The following is a 14,099-nucleotide window of genomic DNA, read 5'->3' as shown; positions in this document are numbered from 1 at the left end:
TTATTTGTTACTTATTATTTATTACTTAATTATGAAAAAATTACCGATTGTTGCTGTAATTGGTCGCCCTAATGTGGGTAAATCAACCCTTGTTAACCGCATTGCAGGAGATCAACAGGCGATCGTCCATGATGAGCCGGGGATCACCCGTGATCGCACCTATCGCCCCGCATTCTGGAGCGATCGAGATTTTCAAATTGTGGACACGGGGGGCTTAGTTTTTGATGATGATACTGAGTTTTTACCCCTAATCCGTGAACAAGCTACAATGGCTTTAAATGAGGCTTCTGTGGCGATTTTTGTCGTAGATGGCCAGCTAGGCGTGACGGCGGCCGATGAGGAAATAGCCCACTGGCTACGCCATCAGTCCGTACCCATCTTACTCGCCGTTAATAAATGTGAGTCTATTGAGCATGGTTTAACCCAAGCCGCTCAGTTTTGGTCTTTAGGTTTGGGCGAACCCTATCCCATCTCTGGTATTCATGGTAGTGGTACAGGTGAACTATTAGACGAAGTGATTAAATTTTTTCCTGAGTCTGATCAATTGGAAGAAACCTCAGAAATAAAAGTGGCGATCGTGGGTCGTCCCAACGTAGGAAAATCGAGTTTACTGAATGCCATCACCGGAGAAAATAGAGCAATTGTGAGTCCAATCTCCGGTACAACCAGAGATACTATTGATATGATTGTAGAAAGAAACGGACAAATTTTCCGTTTAATTGATACAGCAGGGATTCGGCGGAAAAAAAATGTGGAATATGGGGCGGAATTTTTCAGCATTAATCGTTCTTTTAAAGCGATTAGACGTTGTGATGTAGTATTATTTGTAATTGATGTTTTAGATGGTATTACAGAGCAAGATTTAAAATTAGCAGGGCGCATCATTGAAGAAGGAAAAGCAGTGATTATTATTGCTAATAAATGGGATGCAGTGGAGAAAGATTCTTATACAATTTATGACCAGAAAAAAATCATTTTTGATCGCCTTTATTACATGGATTGGGCTGATTTAATTTTTACCAGTGCAGTAACAGGAAAAAGGGTTGATAAAATATTAGAATCTGTGGTCATTTCTTATGAACAATATAACAGAAGAATTAGCACATCTGTTATTAATGAAGTTATCAAAGAAGCCGTCACATGGCACACTCCCCCCACTTCTCGCCAAGGAAAACAAGGTAAAATTTATTACGGTACACAGGTAAGAAGTCAACCGCCAACCATCGCTTTATTTGTTAATGATCCCAAAAGATTTAATGAAAATTATCGCCGTTATATTGATCGGCAATTTCGTCAACATTTAGGTTTTCAAGGAACACCTATTCGCATAGTTTGGCGTGGTAAAAAAGCCAGAGAAATGGAGAGAGAAACTGTCAATCGAGCGGTTAAAGTTTAAGGAGAAAATTAAATTAATTTTAGAATAATTGTAGAGAAGTAATTTATTACTTCTCTACCTAAATTTAGAATATCAAAAAGATTAAATAAGGTTAACAATTTTCAACGATTAATTATAATTGATTGTTATTTTCAGAAGTGGTCTCTTGAGGGGGAGTTGGTTCAGTGGTTGGTTCGGGAGTTGGTTCGGGAGTTGGTTCAGTGGTTGGTTCGGGAGTTGGTTCGGGAGTCGGTTCGGGAGTTGGTTCTACTGTTGGTTGGTTACAACGGTTCGGATCATAAGTAAATGAAATTTCCCCAGCATAGATTTTATAACGTCCGGTATCATTGCCAAAAGATTGATTATTCAAAAATTCACGGGCGGCCGGTGCGAAAATACCCTCACCAGGCCTCAAGGTTATATTTGTTAAATTTCCTTGAGGATCAATTCCTACTACATAAAATACTGTTTGTTCTAGTTTTTCAGTACAGGCACCTTGAGGATAAGTACCTCTAAAATTAATTATTTCACGGTTACAAATAGGATCACTAGAGTTATTTTTACAGTAATCATTTTCCCCATTACCATTGCTTTGTGTGTTATTATTATTGTTAATATTATTGTTAGAATTAGTATTATTTGTATTCGTATTATTGTTGTTAGTATTATTAGGATTTTTTGCAGTTTGCATTGCGGGAGGAGGTGGTAAAGGACTTCCTTCTCGAATAGAATTATTATTATTAATTCTTTGACGATTAGAAGTAGTTTGATTTTCTGAATTAATTACATAACGCTTCGTTGGTGGAACTGTAATATTATTATTATTATCCGATAATGAAGGAAGATTTGGTCTCATTGGAGGATAAGAAAAGCCCCGATTAAGATTTTGAGGCAGATCGGGGGGTAAAAGAAGATTTTGTGAGGGTAAAGGAGTATTAATATTGGGTAATGGTAAGGAATTAGTAGGTAAAGAAGCGTTTGCAGTGGCCGCTAAATTAGGTAAACGGGCTTGATCTTGTTCACTTAATGTTACAATACGCACAGTTTGAGGGATTTTGGGGGTTGAATTATCCGCTAATTTACTTAAGGCCGGAAAAAATACTGCGACTAACCCATGTAAGACAAAAGAGATGCCAAAACCTAGATTAAGAGGTTGTATTAATTGATCAGATAAAGATTTTAAATAAGTTAATTTAGACATAGTTAGTTAGTTAATTTATTAATTAATTTATAAATAAAAAATCTTTGACAATAGAAAATTGATAATTAACTATCCACTCTCAATGGTCAATTGTTGAACGATTAATAATTATAAAGATTTAATTATGTCATTGATTGTTCCATTTAGAATCATTTAAGATCTAGTTATTCAGTGGACAAGAATGGATAATTAAAAAAATTATGGTCAAGTTCTTAAAAAATTGTCCCAAGCTAGATTTGTCAACATCTAGTTATAATGAAAAATAAGAATATAATAATTATTATTGATTTTTTGACAAAAAATGCCTAAACGCTCTTGGTTAATTTCTCTTTTTACCTGTTTAAATCTTACCACTTTTTCGGTGGGAGGGGTTTGCGCTCAAGCCCTTTTACCCTATGCCATTGACTTAAATTCTGAACATTTAGAGGCTCAAGGGCAGGAATTAATTGAAGATGCGATCCAGTTAGTTCGCTTTCAACAAATTGATTTGGCTTTACCTTATGCCCAACTCGCCACACAATTAGCTTCTGAGAATTATGAAAGTTGGTTTATTTTAGGCTCTCTGTTGAGTCAACAAAAAAAATTTGACGAGGCCTTGAAAGCTTTACAACGGGCTTATCTTCTCAATCCCCGTGAGGCTGGGATTTTATTCAGTTTGGGATCGGTTTATTTTCAAACGGCTGATTATGAAATGGCCGCACAAAAGTTAGAGGATGCTTTAATACTTAAACCCGACTCGGTTAATGGTTTATTTGATCTAGGTAATACTTATTTAATGTTAAAACGCTATCCAGAGGCGATCGAGGTTTATCAAAAGTCCATTTCCCTTGAAGCCCAGTTTTGGCCTTCTTTGAATAATATTGGTTTAATTTATTATGAACAGGGGGAAATCGATCGCGCGATGGAATATTGGGAACAAGCCACTGAAGTTGATGATCAAGCCACTGAACCCCTTTTAGCCCTTGCTGTGGCATGGTATGATCAAGGACAAAGGGATAAGGCTTTTGCTTTAGCTGAATCTGCTTTAAGATTAGATTCCCGTTATGCTGATTTAAACTTTTTGAAAGAAAATCTCTGGGGGGATCAATTATTAGAAGATACGAAAACTCTGATTGAAACCTCTCGCATTCAAGCTTTATTACGACAACTGCCCATTCCCGATCTCGAAAACCAATAATCAATCATATAAATAACAAATAATGTCCCAACGTCCTATTTATCTTGACTGTCATGCTACCACACCAGTTGATCCTCAAGTTTTAGAGGCGATGTTACCCTATTTTACTGAACATTTTGGCAATCCTTCTAGTATTAATCATCTTTATGGTTGGGAGGCAGAAGCAGGTGTAAAAAAAGCCAGAAATATGGTTGCCCAAGCCATTAATGCCACTGCTTCAGAAATTATTTTTACCAGTGGGGCGACAGAGGCAAATAATTTAGCCATTAAAGGGGTAGCTGAGGCCTATTTTAATCAAGGTAGACATATTATTACGGTTCAAACGGAACATCGTGCGGTTTTGGATCCTTGTTTATATTTAGAAAAATTAGGTTTTCAGGTGACATTTTTACCTGTGCAAAAAGATGGTTTAATAGATTTAAACGAGTTTAAAAAAGCCCTTCGTTCTGATACAATTTTAGTTTCCGTGATGGCGGCCAATAATGAAATTGGGGTATTACAACCAATTCAAGAAATAGGAGAAATTTGTCATCATCAACAAATTTTATTCCATTGTGATGCGGCTCAAGCTTTAGGAAAAATTCCTTTAGATGTTCAAAATATGAAGATAGATCTGATGTCTTTAACTGCTCATAAAATTTATGGAGCGAAGGGGATCGGGGCTTTATATGTGCGTCGTCGTGAGCCAAGAGTTAAGTTAGCTTCCCAGATCCAAGGGGGGGGACAGGAAAGGGGTCTGCGATCGGGTACATTGTACACCCCTCAGATCGTGGGTTTTGGCAAAGCAGTAGAATTGGCTTTAGAAAAAATGGACTCTGAAAATGAGCGTTTACAAGCCTTAAGGGATCAACTTTGGCAGAAAATCAGCCATTTACAAGGCATTCACCTCAATGGCCATCCGACTCAACGCTTAAGCGGTAATCTTAATCTGAGTGTGGAAGGTGTGGACGGAGGCGCTTTATTATTAGGTTTACAGCCGATCGTGGCTTTGTCTTCGGGATCGGCGTGTTCTTCCACCGCCTCTGCACCTTCCCACGTTTTAACGGCTTTAGGTCATTCGGAAAAATTGGCTTATGCTTCTTTACGTTTCGGGATCGGGCGTTTTAACACGCAACAAGACATTGATCAGGTGGCTGAAGCAACCGTTTCCACGATCCAAGCTTTACGCATGGCCAAAAATTTTTAATTTGACCTCAAACCTTTAGGGGGCTAGTCTGTCTCTGAGCCAAAGCCCATTTTCCCGCCGATAACGGAGGCGATCGTGTAAACGGTTCGGTCGCCCCTGCCAAAATTCGATCGCATCGGGGATCACTCGAAAACCGCCCCAATGTTCAGGCCGTGGGATCGTTTGATCTTCATAGTCTTCTTTTAATTTCGCAAAATTTTGATCTAAAATTTCCCTTGAGGGGATCACTTCACTTTGTTGAGATACCCATGCGCCCAATTGTGAGTCTCTCGGACGTGAATAAAAATATTGATCGGATTCTTCAGAGTTTATTTTTTCAACTTTACCTTCAATCCTCACTTGACGCTCTAATTCTCCCCACCAAAAAACAAGAGATGCGTAAGGATTTTGACTTATTTTTTGTCCTTTTTGGCTTTTATAATTAGTAAAAAAGACAAATCCCCTTTGATCAAAGGCTTTTAACAAGACAATTCTGGCGGAAGGTTTACCGTCTGACGTTGTGGTGGCAAGGGTCATGGCGTTAGGCTCTAACAATTCTGAGTTTAAAGCCTGATCAAACCAGAGCTTAAACTGAGCAATGGGATCGGGATCGGCTTGTGTTTCTAATAAGCCTCCCTTGGTATAATTTAATCTTAAATCAGCAATAGACATCATAGATAATTAATAATGGATAATTGATAGTTAATAAATGACCAATGACTAATCACAAATTATAATTTGATCTAAAGATGAGATGGTAATATCCGCCGTTTCTAAATGGGAGGCTTCCGGTTTTCCCCAACAGATACCGATCGCCCCAGCCGCCTGAGCATTGTGAGCCATTGAAATATCCCCTAACGCATCCCCTACCATCAGCGTTTTCTGAGCTTTGATCCCCAATTTTTGACAAGCTTCTAAAAATAAACGGGGATCGGGCTTAGTTAAACCACCGTCTACCCCCATCATTAAACTAATATAAGCTGATAATTGATGATCTTTGACGAATTTTTCTACATTTTCCGTAGAATCAGCGGATAATATCCCTAATTTTAATCCTCCCTCAGCTAATTCTCTGATTACCTCTAAACTTCCGGTAAATAAAGGAGAAGTTTCACTGCGATCGCTCAGATATTGATCCGCCTGTTCAAAAGCAATTTTAGCCATATTTTTAGCCTCATACCAACTGCGGCCAGTTTCCGCAATATAGGCCGCCGCCGCAATTTCATTTTCCTTATGACTGCCCACCGCCATTAAACCAGTGGGATCCAAATATTGATCCTGTACCCCAAAAGCCATTAATAAAGGCTCACCAATACCAGGCACTTGAGCATCTACCATTCTGGCACGTTTGATCGCCAATGCCCATAAAAACTGATGGGAGTCTTGTAAAGTCCCATCTTTATCAAAAATAATACCTTCAATTTCTGTAAATTTAATATTTTTTACTTGAATATTTACCACTCAATAACCTCTATGAACTTACTTTTTAAGCAACAGGAGTTAACCTGTTGCCAATTAATTAAGATAAAATCATCTTAAATTAGTCTGAATTAATTATAAACCCGGAATATTTAAACCACTGGTTAATTCTTCCATTTTTTCGCGCATAGTTTGGGTAGAAGTTTGATAAGCATTTTTCATCGCTTCTAAAGTCAAGACCGAAAGTTCTTGCGCACTTTTACCCATTGCATCTGCGGAAATTATCACATTTAAAGGCTCTTGGTTTCCACTTAAAACCACTTCAACTAAATTATCAGAACTTTTACCGGAAATTTCCATTTTTTCCAGATCTTCTTGAAGTTGTTGCGCCCCTTCTTGAACTTGCTGTGCTTTTTTAAATGCCTCAGCAATTTCCCTCATTTTTCCTAAGCCTAAACCAAATCCTTTTCCAGCCATAATTTTTAGATTTATTTTTTTATTTAAAAGTTTACATTTCAATAATGTATCATAGTTTAAGTCATTGTGGCTAATTTCTGAAATTATGCCACTTCATGACCTGTTTGAGTAATTATTTTTTGTAATTGATCTTCAGTAATATCGTCACTTTCTACTGTCACGATTTTACTATTTATATCAATAGAAACTTGAGCATTACTAATATTATTTTTAATGGCCTTAGTAATATTATTTGCACAAACTTCACAGGCGATCGTTGGCACTTTTAAAGTAATCATAATTAGTTATTTGTTATTTGTTATTTGTACAATTAATTCCAGTTTAATTGTCCAGTGTCAATTGTCAATTGTCAATTATTTAATTACCATTTTAACACAGAAGCATCCGCTCCCTGTTCAAATCTAATTTTAGCTTCTTTTTCAAACCATTGAATAATTTGATCGCAAGTTAAATTTTCCAGATTAACTTGATATTCTTGAGCAATAATAGTTAAAAGTTTTAAAGAAGAAATAGTTAAACGAGTTAAAAATTTTTCCGAAGAAGTAAGCAAAGCTTGATCAACTTTTTGTGATTCTTCTAAAGTTAAAAATTGAGCAGGATTTTCTGACATATTGATTATTAATGATTAATTGTTATTTATTATATAATAAAAAGCTACATTTGTGATTCAAAAGTCGGAGATTTTTTAGATAATTAAAGACTAACTTTTATCTTTAAAGAAAATCCCCGAATTTTCTTCCTAACCAATAACAAATAATAAATCTATTTAGCTTTAATTAAATAGCCACAACTATGTTCACCATTATTAATCCAATGGGTTCTTTCTACAACACAATCAGGTAAAATATCAGAAAACATCTCTAATTCATGACCACAAATATTAGGAAAAGATTCCGCCACATCTGAGATCGCACAGTGATGTTCAGCTAATACAAATTGTTCCAATTCTTGAGAGCGTTTGATAATATGTAATTCCGCCATATAGCCTTCTTGCTGACGAATAGAAACTAAATTATTAATCCTTTCTTTTAAAGTTCCTTCACCTATTTTTTCCCGATATTCTAATGCTTTTCTTTGCCATTGTTTCTGCAAAACTTCTGCAACTTGTTCCTCTCCTACCGTCTCCATTAAAGTATCTAAAAAGGAAATTGTAAATTCTCCATAACGATGGGGATAGCGATCGCGCCCTAAACGACTGAGTTGATAAACATGGTTAGGTCGCCCCATGCCAGTCTGTACCGACTTAAACTCGATTAAACCCATTTCTTCAAGGTCTTTGAGATGTCGGCGGGTAGCTTGAGGGCTAATATCAAAGGTTTCAGCCAACTCTAAAGCCGTACCTTCTCCCTGCTTGAGTAAATAATCTAAAATATCCTGTTTAGTGGAGGCGTGTTGAGTGGTGGTCATATTATCCTAGAAAAAATGTACTATCTCAAGATGAATTTATAGAAACTAAAAATTTTTTCGTTTGACAACATATTTGTTGTTAATATATTCTACAATAAGAGTAAAACAACAAATTAATTGCTTTACTATGATTATAGTACAGTAGATTAAGATTTTAGCATTAACAAACAGTTTTATTTGTTATTTTAGTGCATGATAGATAATTAGCTATGGTAATCATATATACATAAATGAGGACAAGCCGAGAAAAAGCAGAGGTCAAAGCCTTACTAATCAAGGTTTTTAACCCTAACTTCTCCCCCAGAGCTAATTTAAAAATTTCCTGACTTTTTAACTATTTAGTTATCCTAAACAAGAGAACAATTTTTATTATGAGTACAACAGTAAAAACATTGGTAAATCAACCATATAAATATGGATTTGTGACTGATATTGAAGCAGATACTATTCCTCGTGGTTTAAATGAGGATATTATCCGCTTAATTTCTGCTAAGAAAAACGAGCCAGAATTTATGTTAGAATTTCGCTTAAAAGCTTACCATCAATGGTTAAAAATGAGCGAACCAAATTGGGCTGATGTTAACTATCCTCCGATCAATTATCAAGATATAATTTACTATTCTGCACCCAAACAAAAGAAGGAAAAACTAAATAGTTTAGAGGAAGTTGATCCCACTTTATTAGAAACATTTGAAAAATTAGGTATTCCCTTATCGGAACAAAAAAGATTAGGAAATGTGGCAGTGGACGCAATTTTTGACAGTGTATCTGTAGCCACCACATTTAAAGAAAAATTAGCTAAAGATGGGGTTATTTTCTGTTCAATTTCCGAAGCATTACAAGAGCATCCAGAATTAGTTAAAAAGTATTTAGGTTCTGTCGTTCCCATTGCCGATAATTACTTTTCTGCGTTAAATTCTGCGGTCTTTAGTGACGGTTCATTTGTATTTATTCCTAAAGGGGTAAAATGTCCAATGGAATTGTCAACTTATTTCAGAATTAATAATGGTGATACCGGACAATTTGAGCGCACTTTAATAGTAGCAGAAGAGGGAGCATCAGTTAGTTATTTAGAAGGGTGTACAGCCCCCATGTATGACAGCAATCAGCTTCATGCGGCCGTAGTAGAATTAGTGGCATTAGATGACGCTGATATTAAATATTCTACGGTGCAAAATTGGTATGCTGGAGATGAAAATGGCAAGGGAGGAATTTACAATTTTGTAACAAAAAGAGGCCTATGTAAAGGGGTAAATTCTAAGATTTCTTGGACACAAGTTGAGACAGGTTCAGCTATTACTTGGAAATATCCCAGTTGTGTGTTAGTGGGTGATAATTCTGTAGGGGAATTTTACTCGATCGCCCTAACAAATAATAAACAACAAGCTGACACAGGAACAAAAATGATCCATGTGGGAAATAATACGAAAAGTACAATTATTTCTAAAGGAATTTCTGCGGGAAAATCAAGTAATAGTTATCGAGGCTTAGTCAAAATTAATCCTAAAGCAAAAGGAGCAAGAAATTACTCCCAATGTGACTCAATGTTAATAGGAGATCAAGCTTCAGCTAATACTTTCCCCTACATACAAGTTGATAATAATACTGCCAAAGTTGAACATGAAGCATCAACCTCAAAAATAGGAGAAGATCAATTATTTTTCTTTGCTCAAAGGGGTATTTCTGAAGAAAATGCGATCTCAATGTTAGTAGGAGGTTTCTGTAAAGATGTATTAAATGAATTACCGATGGAATTTGCCGCCGAAGCCGATAAATTATTAAGCTTAAAATTAGAAGGCACTGTGGGATAATTAATAGTTGATAGTTAATAGTTATTATTAATCTGTGGAACAGACATCTTGCCTGTTAAAAAATCAAAATTTTATCAGTATAAAATGCCTAATTTATATATAATTAGCGGTGCAAATGGTTCAGGCAAAACCACCACAGCTAAAACAATCTTACCCTATTTTTTAGATGTTTATGAATATGTAAATGCCGATGAAATAGCCAAAGGAATTTCACCTTTTCGCCCTGAAAATGTAGCAATACAAGCAGGAAAATTAATGTTAAAACGACTAGATTATTTAGTCAAAAATCAAATAGATTTTGCTTTTGAAACTACATTATCAGGTTTAAATTATGTGAAATTCTTAAAACAATGTCAAAATCAAAATTATCAAATAAATTTAATTTATTTTTGGTTAAAAAGCCCTAAACTTGCTATAGAAAGGGTAAAACAAAGAGTTAAAAGCGGAGGACATAATATTCCAGAAGATGTGATAATTCGTAGATATTACAGAGGACAAAAAAACTTAATTAATAACTATTTAGCCTTATGTGATACATGGATTATTTATGATAACTCTAGTTTACCAATTCAATTAATATCAGAAAAAACACTTAATCAAGAAATAATTATTTATGATAATCAAATATATTCAAAGATAATTAAGGTAAATAATGAACAATCAAAAAACTGAATTATTATCACAAAAAATAGATCAAGGAGTAAAAAAAGCCATTAATTCTGCAATAGAAAAACATAAAAAATTAGGTGAATCTATTGCAATTTGGCAAGATGATCAAGTAGTCATTTTATCAGCCGATCAAATACCAATTATTAAACAATAGAAATTAATCTTATTTTATCACAAGCAAAATTAGAACAAATATGAGATTTATTAACCCTAAAACCGATTTTGCCTTTAAAAAAATTTTTGGATCGGATCAAAGTAAAGATATTTTGATCAGTTTTCTTAATAGTATTTTATATGAAGGTAATAATATCATTGAAGATTTAACAATTTTAAATCCCTATCAAGCCCCTGCTATTAGAGGAATTAAAGATACTTATTTAGATGTGAGGGCGAAAATTACAGGTAATAAAACTGTGATTATTGAAATGCAAGTTTTAAATGTAGAAGGCTTTGAAAAACGCATTTTATATAATGCGGCTAAAGCCTATTCCATTCAGTTAGAAACAGGGGAAGATTATACCCTATTAAATCCGGTAATTGCCTTAACAATTACTGATTTTAATATGTTTGAAATGGAAAAAGTTATCTCGAAATTTATCTTAAAAGAAAAAGATTATTTAGTTGATTATTCCATAGATGATTTAGAATTAGTGTTTGTAGAATTACCAAAATTTAAGAAAGAATTAACAGAATTAGAAACAGTAACGGATAAATGGATTTATTTTTTAAAAATGGCAAGAGAATTAGAAGAAATACCTGCTAATATGGAAGAAATTAAACCCATTAAAAAAGCATTTCAAATTGCTAATGAATCAGGCTTAACCAGAGATGAATTAGAAGATTTACAGAAAAGAGAAATCTATATTCATGATCAAAAAAATGCCATTCTTAAAGCTAAAAATCAGGGTATTGAAGAAGGAATTAAACAGGGAATTAAACAAGGTGAAAAACAAAAAGCCTTAGACATTGCTCAAAAATTAATTAATGTGTTAGATGATGAGACAATTTCTCAAACTACTGGCTTAACTTTAGCTGAAATTCAACAGTTAAAATTAAACTAAAAAATAATGACAAAAAATACATTTTATGATAAAATCTAAAAAGATTATTAAATCAACTTACAACCTTAATTTATTAACACAATTTAATTATGATTATAGAAAATAGCAAATTAATTTTATCCGTTAAAAATTTAACCGCTAATGTGAACGGTACACCCATTTTAAAAGGGCTTAACTTAGAAGTTAAAGAGGGAGAAGTTCACGCTATTATGGGGCGCAATGGCTCAGGAAAAAGCACTTTTTCTAAAGTTTTAGCCGGCCATCCTGCCTACGAAGTAACGGGCGGAGAAATTATTTATAAAGGGGAAAACTTATTAGAAAAAGAGCCTGAAGATCGAGCTTTAGCAGGTATCTTTTTAGCTTTTCAATATCCTTTAGAAATTCCGGGAGTTAGTAACTTAGAATTTTTAAGAGTTGCCTACAATGCTAAACAAAAATATTTAGGTTTAGAGGAAGTAGATGTGTTTGAATTTGAAGATTTAGTAGAGGAAAAATTAGACGTTGTAAAAATGGATCCCGCCTTTCTTCAAAGAAGTTTAAATGAAGGGTTTTCCGGTGGTGAAAAAAAACGCAATGAGATTTTACAAATGGCATTATTAGAGCCTACTTTATCTATTTTAGATGAGACTGATTCCGGCTTAGATATTGATGCTTTAAGAATAGTTGCTAACGGTGTCAATCAATTAGCAACCCCCCATACTTGTTCTTTAGTTATTACCCATTATCAACGCTTATTAGATTACATTGAACCTGATTTTGTTCATGTAATGTATGATGGTAGAATTATCACCAGTGGCGGTAAAGAATTGGCTTTAGAATTGGAAGAAAAAGGCTATGATTTCTTAGATGAAATTGCCGAAAAACAATTAGTTGGAGTGGGAGGTTAATCATCATGACATTAACACAAGATTTAATCTTTAAGCCTGAAGAAATATCTTTAAAAGAGGCCTATTTAGGCAAAATTTTAAGACAATGTGAAGAACAAAAACCTGTTTTTAATGTGGAGTTAGCAGGGTGGCTTCAAGAATTACGTCAAAAAGCCGCTTATGATGTGGTAAAATCAAATTTACCCACAACTAAAGATGAAGAATGGCGTTTTACCGATCTATCTTCTTTGTTAGAAAATGAATTTAAAATTGCTGAAGAAAGTAAACTTTCATTGTTAGATATTGAGCCTTTTATTTATCCTGAAGCTAATCAAAGTAGACTGGTTTTTGTTAATGGAATTTATGCCCCTAAATTATCAAATCTTTCCGCACTTCCTGAAGGAATTTATGTAGGAAATTTAGAAAATTTAGACTTAACAAATAGTCAAAAATTAGTTAAATATTTAGGGAAACAAGAAGAATCAAATGATGTTTTCACCTCTTTAAATACTTCTGGCTTAAAAGATGCTGCTATTATTTGGATTAACCGCAATATAGAGGTAAAAACTCCTATTCATCTCTTATTTTTATCTGTTCCCTCTTTTGATCATCCTACCATTGATCAACCTCGTACTTTAATCGTTTCTGAGCCTAACTCACAAATTGAAGTGATTGAGCAATACGGAGCGATTACTTTAGGATGCTCAGATCGCCCTCAGAATCATCCCTATTTTACCAATGCTGTTACCGAAATTTTCTTAGAAGAAAACTCACAAATTAAACATAGTCGAGTACAAAGGGAGTCGGGGGATGGTTTTCATATTGGGAAAACGGCAATTTTTCAAGCAAGGGATAGCCGTTATTCCTGTGTGGAGATTAATCTAGGCTCAAAGTTATTCCGTCATAACTTAGAAGTTAATCAACAGGGAGAACAAACGGAAACTAATCTTAATGGTTTAACCATTTTAGGAGGAAGACAGGTAGGAGATACTCACAGTATTATCCAATTAAATTATCCTCATGGCACAACTAATCAATTACATAAATATATTATTGATGAATTTGCTCAGGGTATTTTTAGTGGAAAAGTGTTTGTTCCTCAGAATGCACAGTTAACTAATGCGAGTCAATTAAACCGTAATTTATTATTATCTCCGAAAGCTCGGATTCATACCAAGCCAGAGTTACAGATCACGGCGGATAACGTCAAATGTTCTCACGGTGCAACGGTGAGTCAACTAGAGGATGATGAAATCTTTTACTTGCGCAGTCGGGGCTTAAATGAATATGATTCACGTCATTTATTAATTGATGCTTTTGCGGGTGAAATTTTAGATTTATTACCCATTGAATCATTAAATCATCGTTTAAGTCAATGTGTGGCTTGTCGCACTTTAGATTAGTTTTTCAATCATCAAAAATCAGGGATTTAATATTATTAAATCTCTGATTTTTAAAAATGGATCAAGAG

The 14,099-nt window shown here is 34.5% G+C and carries 16 protein-coding genes; 9 read left to right on the top strand and 7 right to left on the bottom strand.

The annotated features are described in order from the left end of the window. Nucleotides 1-31 precede the first annotated feature (31 nt). Entirely contained in the window at nt 32-1,396 is a 1,365-nt protein-coding gene (gene der, locus Anndu_RS03420; RefSeq protein WP_464103022.1) for a ribosome biogenesis GTPase Der, read from the top strand. Nucleotides 1,397-1,508: 112 nt separating this feature from the next. Here the strand turns inward: der and Anndu_RS03415 are convergent, their stop codons facing one another. Further along, on the bottom strand, nt 1,509-2,576 hold the full coding sequence (locus tag Anndu_RS03415; RefSeq protein ID WP_464103021.1) for an energy transducer TonB: 1,068 nt from the start codon (nt 2,574-2,576) through the stop codon (nt 1,509-1,511). A 301-nt stretch (nt 2,577-2,877) separates the two neighbouring features. On the opposite strand from Anndu_RS03415, the gene Anndu_RS03410 reads away from it, so the two are divergent. Both Anndu_RS03410 and Anndu_RS03405 read left to right on the top strand, forming a co-directional pair. Continuing rightward, nucleotides 2,878-3,753, top strand: a complete 876-nt coding sequence (locus Anndu_RS03410) for a tetratricopeptide repeat protein (protein WP_464103020.1) — start codon at nt 2,878-2,880, stop codon at nt 3,751-3,753. Between the two features lie 22 nt (nt 3,754-3,775). Then, the gene (locus tag Anndu_RS03405; protein ID WP_464103019.1) at nt 3,776-4,939 is read left to right on the top strand and encodes a cysteine desulfurase family protein; all 1,164 of its coding nucleotides are present in this window, start codon (nt 3,776-3,778) and stop codon (nt 4,937-4,939) included. Nucleotides 4,940-4,954: 15 nt separating this feature from the next. Here the strand turns inward: Anndu_RS03405 and pdxH are convergent, their stop codons facing one another. The 6 genes from pdxH to sufR form a co-directional block, all read right to left on the bottom strand. Beyond that, a complete protein-coding gene (gene pdxH, locus Anndu_RS03400) occupies nt 4,955-5,590 on the bottom strand; it encodes a pyridoxamine 5'-phosphate oxidase (protein WP_464104027.1) in 636 nt (211 codons plus the stop codon). Nucleotides 5,591-5,638: 48 nt separating this feature from the next. Then, entirely contained in the window at nt 5,639-6,379 is a 741-nt protein-coding gene (locus Anndu_RS03395) for an HAD family hydrolase (protein WP_464103018.1), read from the bottom strand. 93 nt (nt 6,380-6,472) lie between these two features. Further along, nucleotides 6,473-6,817 carry a YbaB/EbfC family nucleoid-associated protein gene (locus Anndu_RS03390; protein ID WP_464104026.1) on the bottom strand — a complete coding sequence of 115 codons (345 nt, stop codon included), beginning with the start codon at nt 6,815-6,817 and terminating at the stop codon, nt 6,473-6,475. Between the two features lie 80 nt (nt 6,818-6,897). Then, nucleotides 6,898-7,092 (bottom strand): heavy-metal-associated domain-containing protein, encoded by a 195-nt coding sequence (locus Anndu_RS03385; protein ID WP_464103017.1) that lies wholly within the window; start codon nt 7,090-7,092, stop codon nt 6,898-6,900. An 83-nt stretch (nt 7,093-7,175) separates the two neighbouring features. Beyond that, nucleotides 7,176-7,424, bottom strand: a complete 249-nt coding sequence (locus tag Anndu_RS03380) for a hypothetical protein (RefSeq protein ID WP_464103016.1) — start codon at nt 7,422-7,424, stop codon at nt 7,176-7,178. Between the two features lie 152 nt (nt 7,425-7,576). After that, nucleotides 7,577-8,221 carry an iron-sulfur cluster biosynthesis transcriptional regulator SufR gene (gene sufR, locus Anndu_RS03375; protein WP_464103015.1) on the bottom strand — a complete coding sequence of 215 codons (645 nt, stop codon included), beginning with the start codon at nt 8,219-8,221 and terminating at the stop codon, nt 7,577-7,579. 371 nt (nt 8,222-8,592) lie between these two features. Here sufR and sufB point away from each other — a divergent pair, with 371 nt between their 5' ends. From sufB to sufD, 6 genes are all read left to right on the top strand, one after another. Continuing rightward, complete coding sequence (gene sufB / locus Anndu_RS03370) at nt 8,593-10,032, top strand: Fe-S cluster assembly protein SufB (RefSeq protein ID WP_464103014.1); 1,440 nt, start codon at nt 8,593-8,595, stop codon at nt 10,030-10,032. A gap of 84 nt (nt 10,033-10,116) precedes the next feature. Further along, a complete protein-coding gene (locus Anndu_RS03365) occupies nt 10,117-10,704 on the top strand; it encodes a zeta toxin family protein (RefSeq protein ID WP_464103013.1) in 588 nt (195 codons plus the stop codon). Next, a complete protein-coding gene (locus tag Anndu_RS03360; RefSeq protein ID WP_464103012.1) occupies nt 10,685-10,855 on the top strand; it encodes a hypothetical protein in 171 nt (56 codons plus the stop codon). Before Anndu_RS03365 ends, Anndu_RS03360 begins: the two co-directional genes overlap by 20 nt. Before the next feature lie 40 nt (nt 10,856-10,895). After that, entirely contained in the window at nt 10,896-11,762 is an 867-nt protein-coding gene (locus Anndu_RS03355) for an Rpn family recombination-promoting nuclease/putative transposase (RefSeq protein WP_464103011.1), read from the top strand. 89 nt (nt 11,763-11,851) lie between these two features. Beyond that, nucleotides 11,852-12,649 (top strand): Fe-S cluster assembly ATPase SufC, encoded by a 798-nt coding sequence (sufC, locus tag Anndu_RS03350; RefSeq protein ID WP_464103010.1) that lies wholly within the window; start codon nt 11,852-11,854, stop codon nt 12,647-12,649. Between the two features lie 5 nt (nt 12,650-12,654). Next, nucleotides 12,655-14,031 carry a Fe-S cluster assembly protein SufD gene (gene sufD / locus Anndu_RS03345; protein ID WP_464103009.1) on the top strand — a complete coding sequence of 459 codons (1,377 nt, stop codon included), beginning with the start codon at nt 12,655-12,657 and terminating at the stop codon, nt 14,029-14,031. Nucleotides 14,032-14,099 lie beyond the last annotated feature (68 nt).

The sequence above is a fragment of the Annamia dubia NIES-4383 genome, from assembly GCF_055394725.1.
This window is presented reverse-complemented; position numbering and strand designations above follow the sequence as displayed.

What these genes read in the sequence shown, in the direction of transcription:
- der (WP_464103022.1), top strand. Translation starts at nt 32, where the DNA reads ATGAAAAAATTACCGATTGTTGCTGTAATTGGTCGCCCTAATGTGGGT.
- Anndu_RS03415 (WP_464103021.1), bottom strand. Translation starts at nt 2,576, where the DNA reads ATGTCTAAATTAACTTATTTAAAATCTTTATCTGATCAATTAATACAA.
- Anndu_RS03410 (WP_464103020.1), top strand. Translation starts at nt 2,878, where the DNA reads ATGCCTAAACGCTCTTGGTTAATTTCTCTTTTTACCTGTTTAAATCTT.
- Anndu_RS03405 (WP_464103019.1), top strand. Translation starts at nt 3,776, where the DNA reads ATGTCCCAACGTCCTATTTATCTTGACTGTCATGCTACCACACCAGTT.
- pdxH (WP_464104027.1), bottom strand. Translation starts at nt 5,590, where the DNA reads ATGTCTATTGCTGATTTAAGATTAAATTATACCAAGGGAGGCTTATTA.
- Anndu_RS03385 (WP_464103017.1), bottom strand. Translation starts at nt 7,092, where the DNA reads ATGATTACTTTAAAAGTGCCAACGATCGCCTGTGAAGTTTGTGCAAAT.
- Anndu_RS03380 (WP_464103016.1), bottom strand. Translation starts at nt 7,424, where the DNA reads ATGTCAGAAAATCCTGCTCAATTTTTAACTTTAGAAGAATCACAAAAA.
- sufR (WP_464103015.1), bottom strand. Translation starts at nt 8,221, where the DNA reads ATGACCACCACTCAACACGCCTCCACTAAACAGGATATTTTAGATTAT.
- sufB (WP_464103014.1), top strand. Translation starts at nt 8,593, where the DNA reads ATGAGTACAACAGTAAAAACATTGGTAAATCAACCATATAAATATGGA.
- Anndu_RS03365 (WP_464103013.1), top strand. Translation starts at nt 10,117, where the DNA reads ATGCCTAATTTATATATAATTAGCGGTGCAAATGGTTCAGGCAAAACC.
- Anndu_RS03360 (WP_464103012.1), top strand. Translation starts at nt 10,685, where the DNA reads ATGAACAATCAAAAAACTGAATTATTATCACAAAAAATAGATCAAGGA.
- Anndu_RS03355 (WP_464103011.1), top strand. Translation starts at nt 10,896, where the DNA reads ATGAGATTTATTAACCCTAAAACCGATTTTGCCTTTAAAAAAATTTTT.
- sufC (WP_464103010.1), top strand. Translation starts at nt 11,852, where the DNA reads ATGATTATAGAAAATAGCAAATTAATTTTATCCGTTAAAAATTTAACC.
- sufD (WP_464103009.1), top strand. Translation starts at nt 12,655, where the DNA reads ATGACATTAACACAAGATTTAATCTTTAAGCCTGAAGAAATATCTTTA.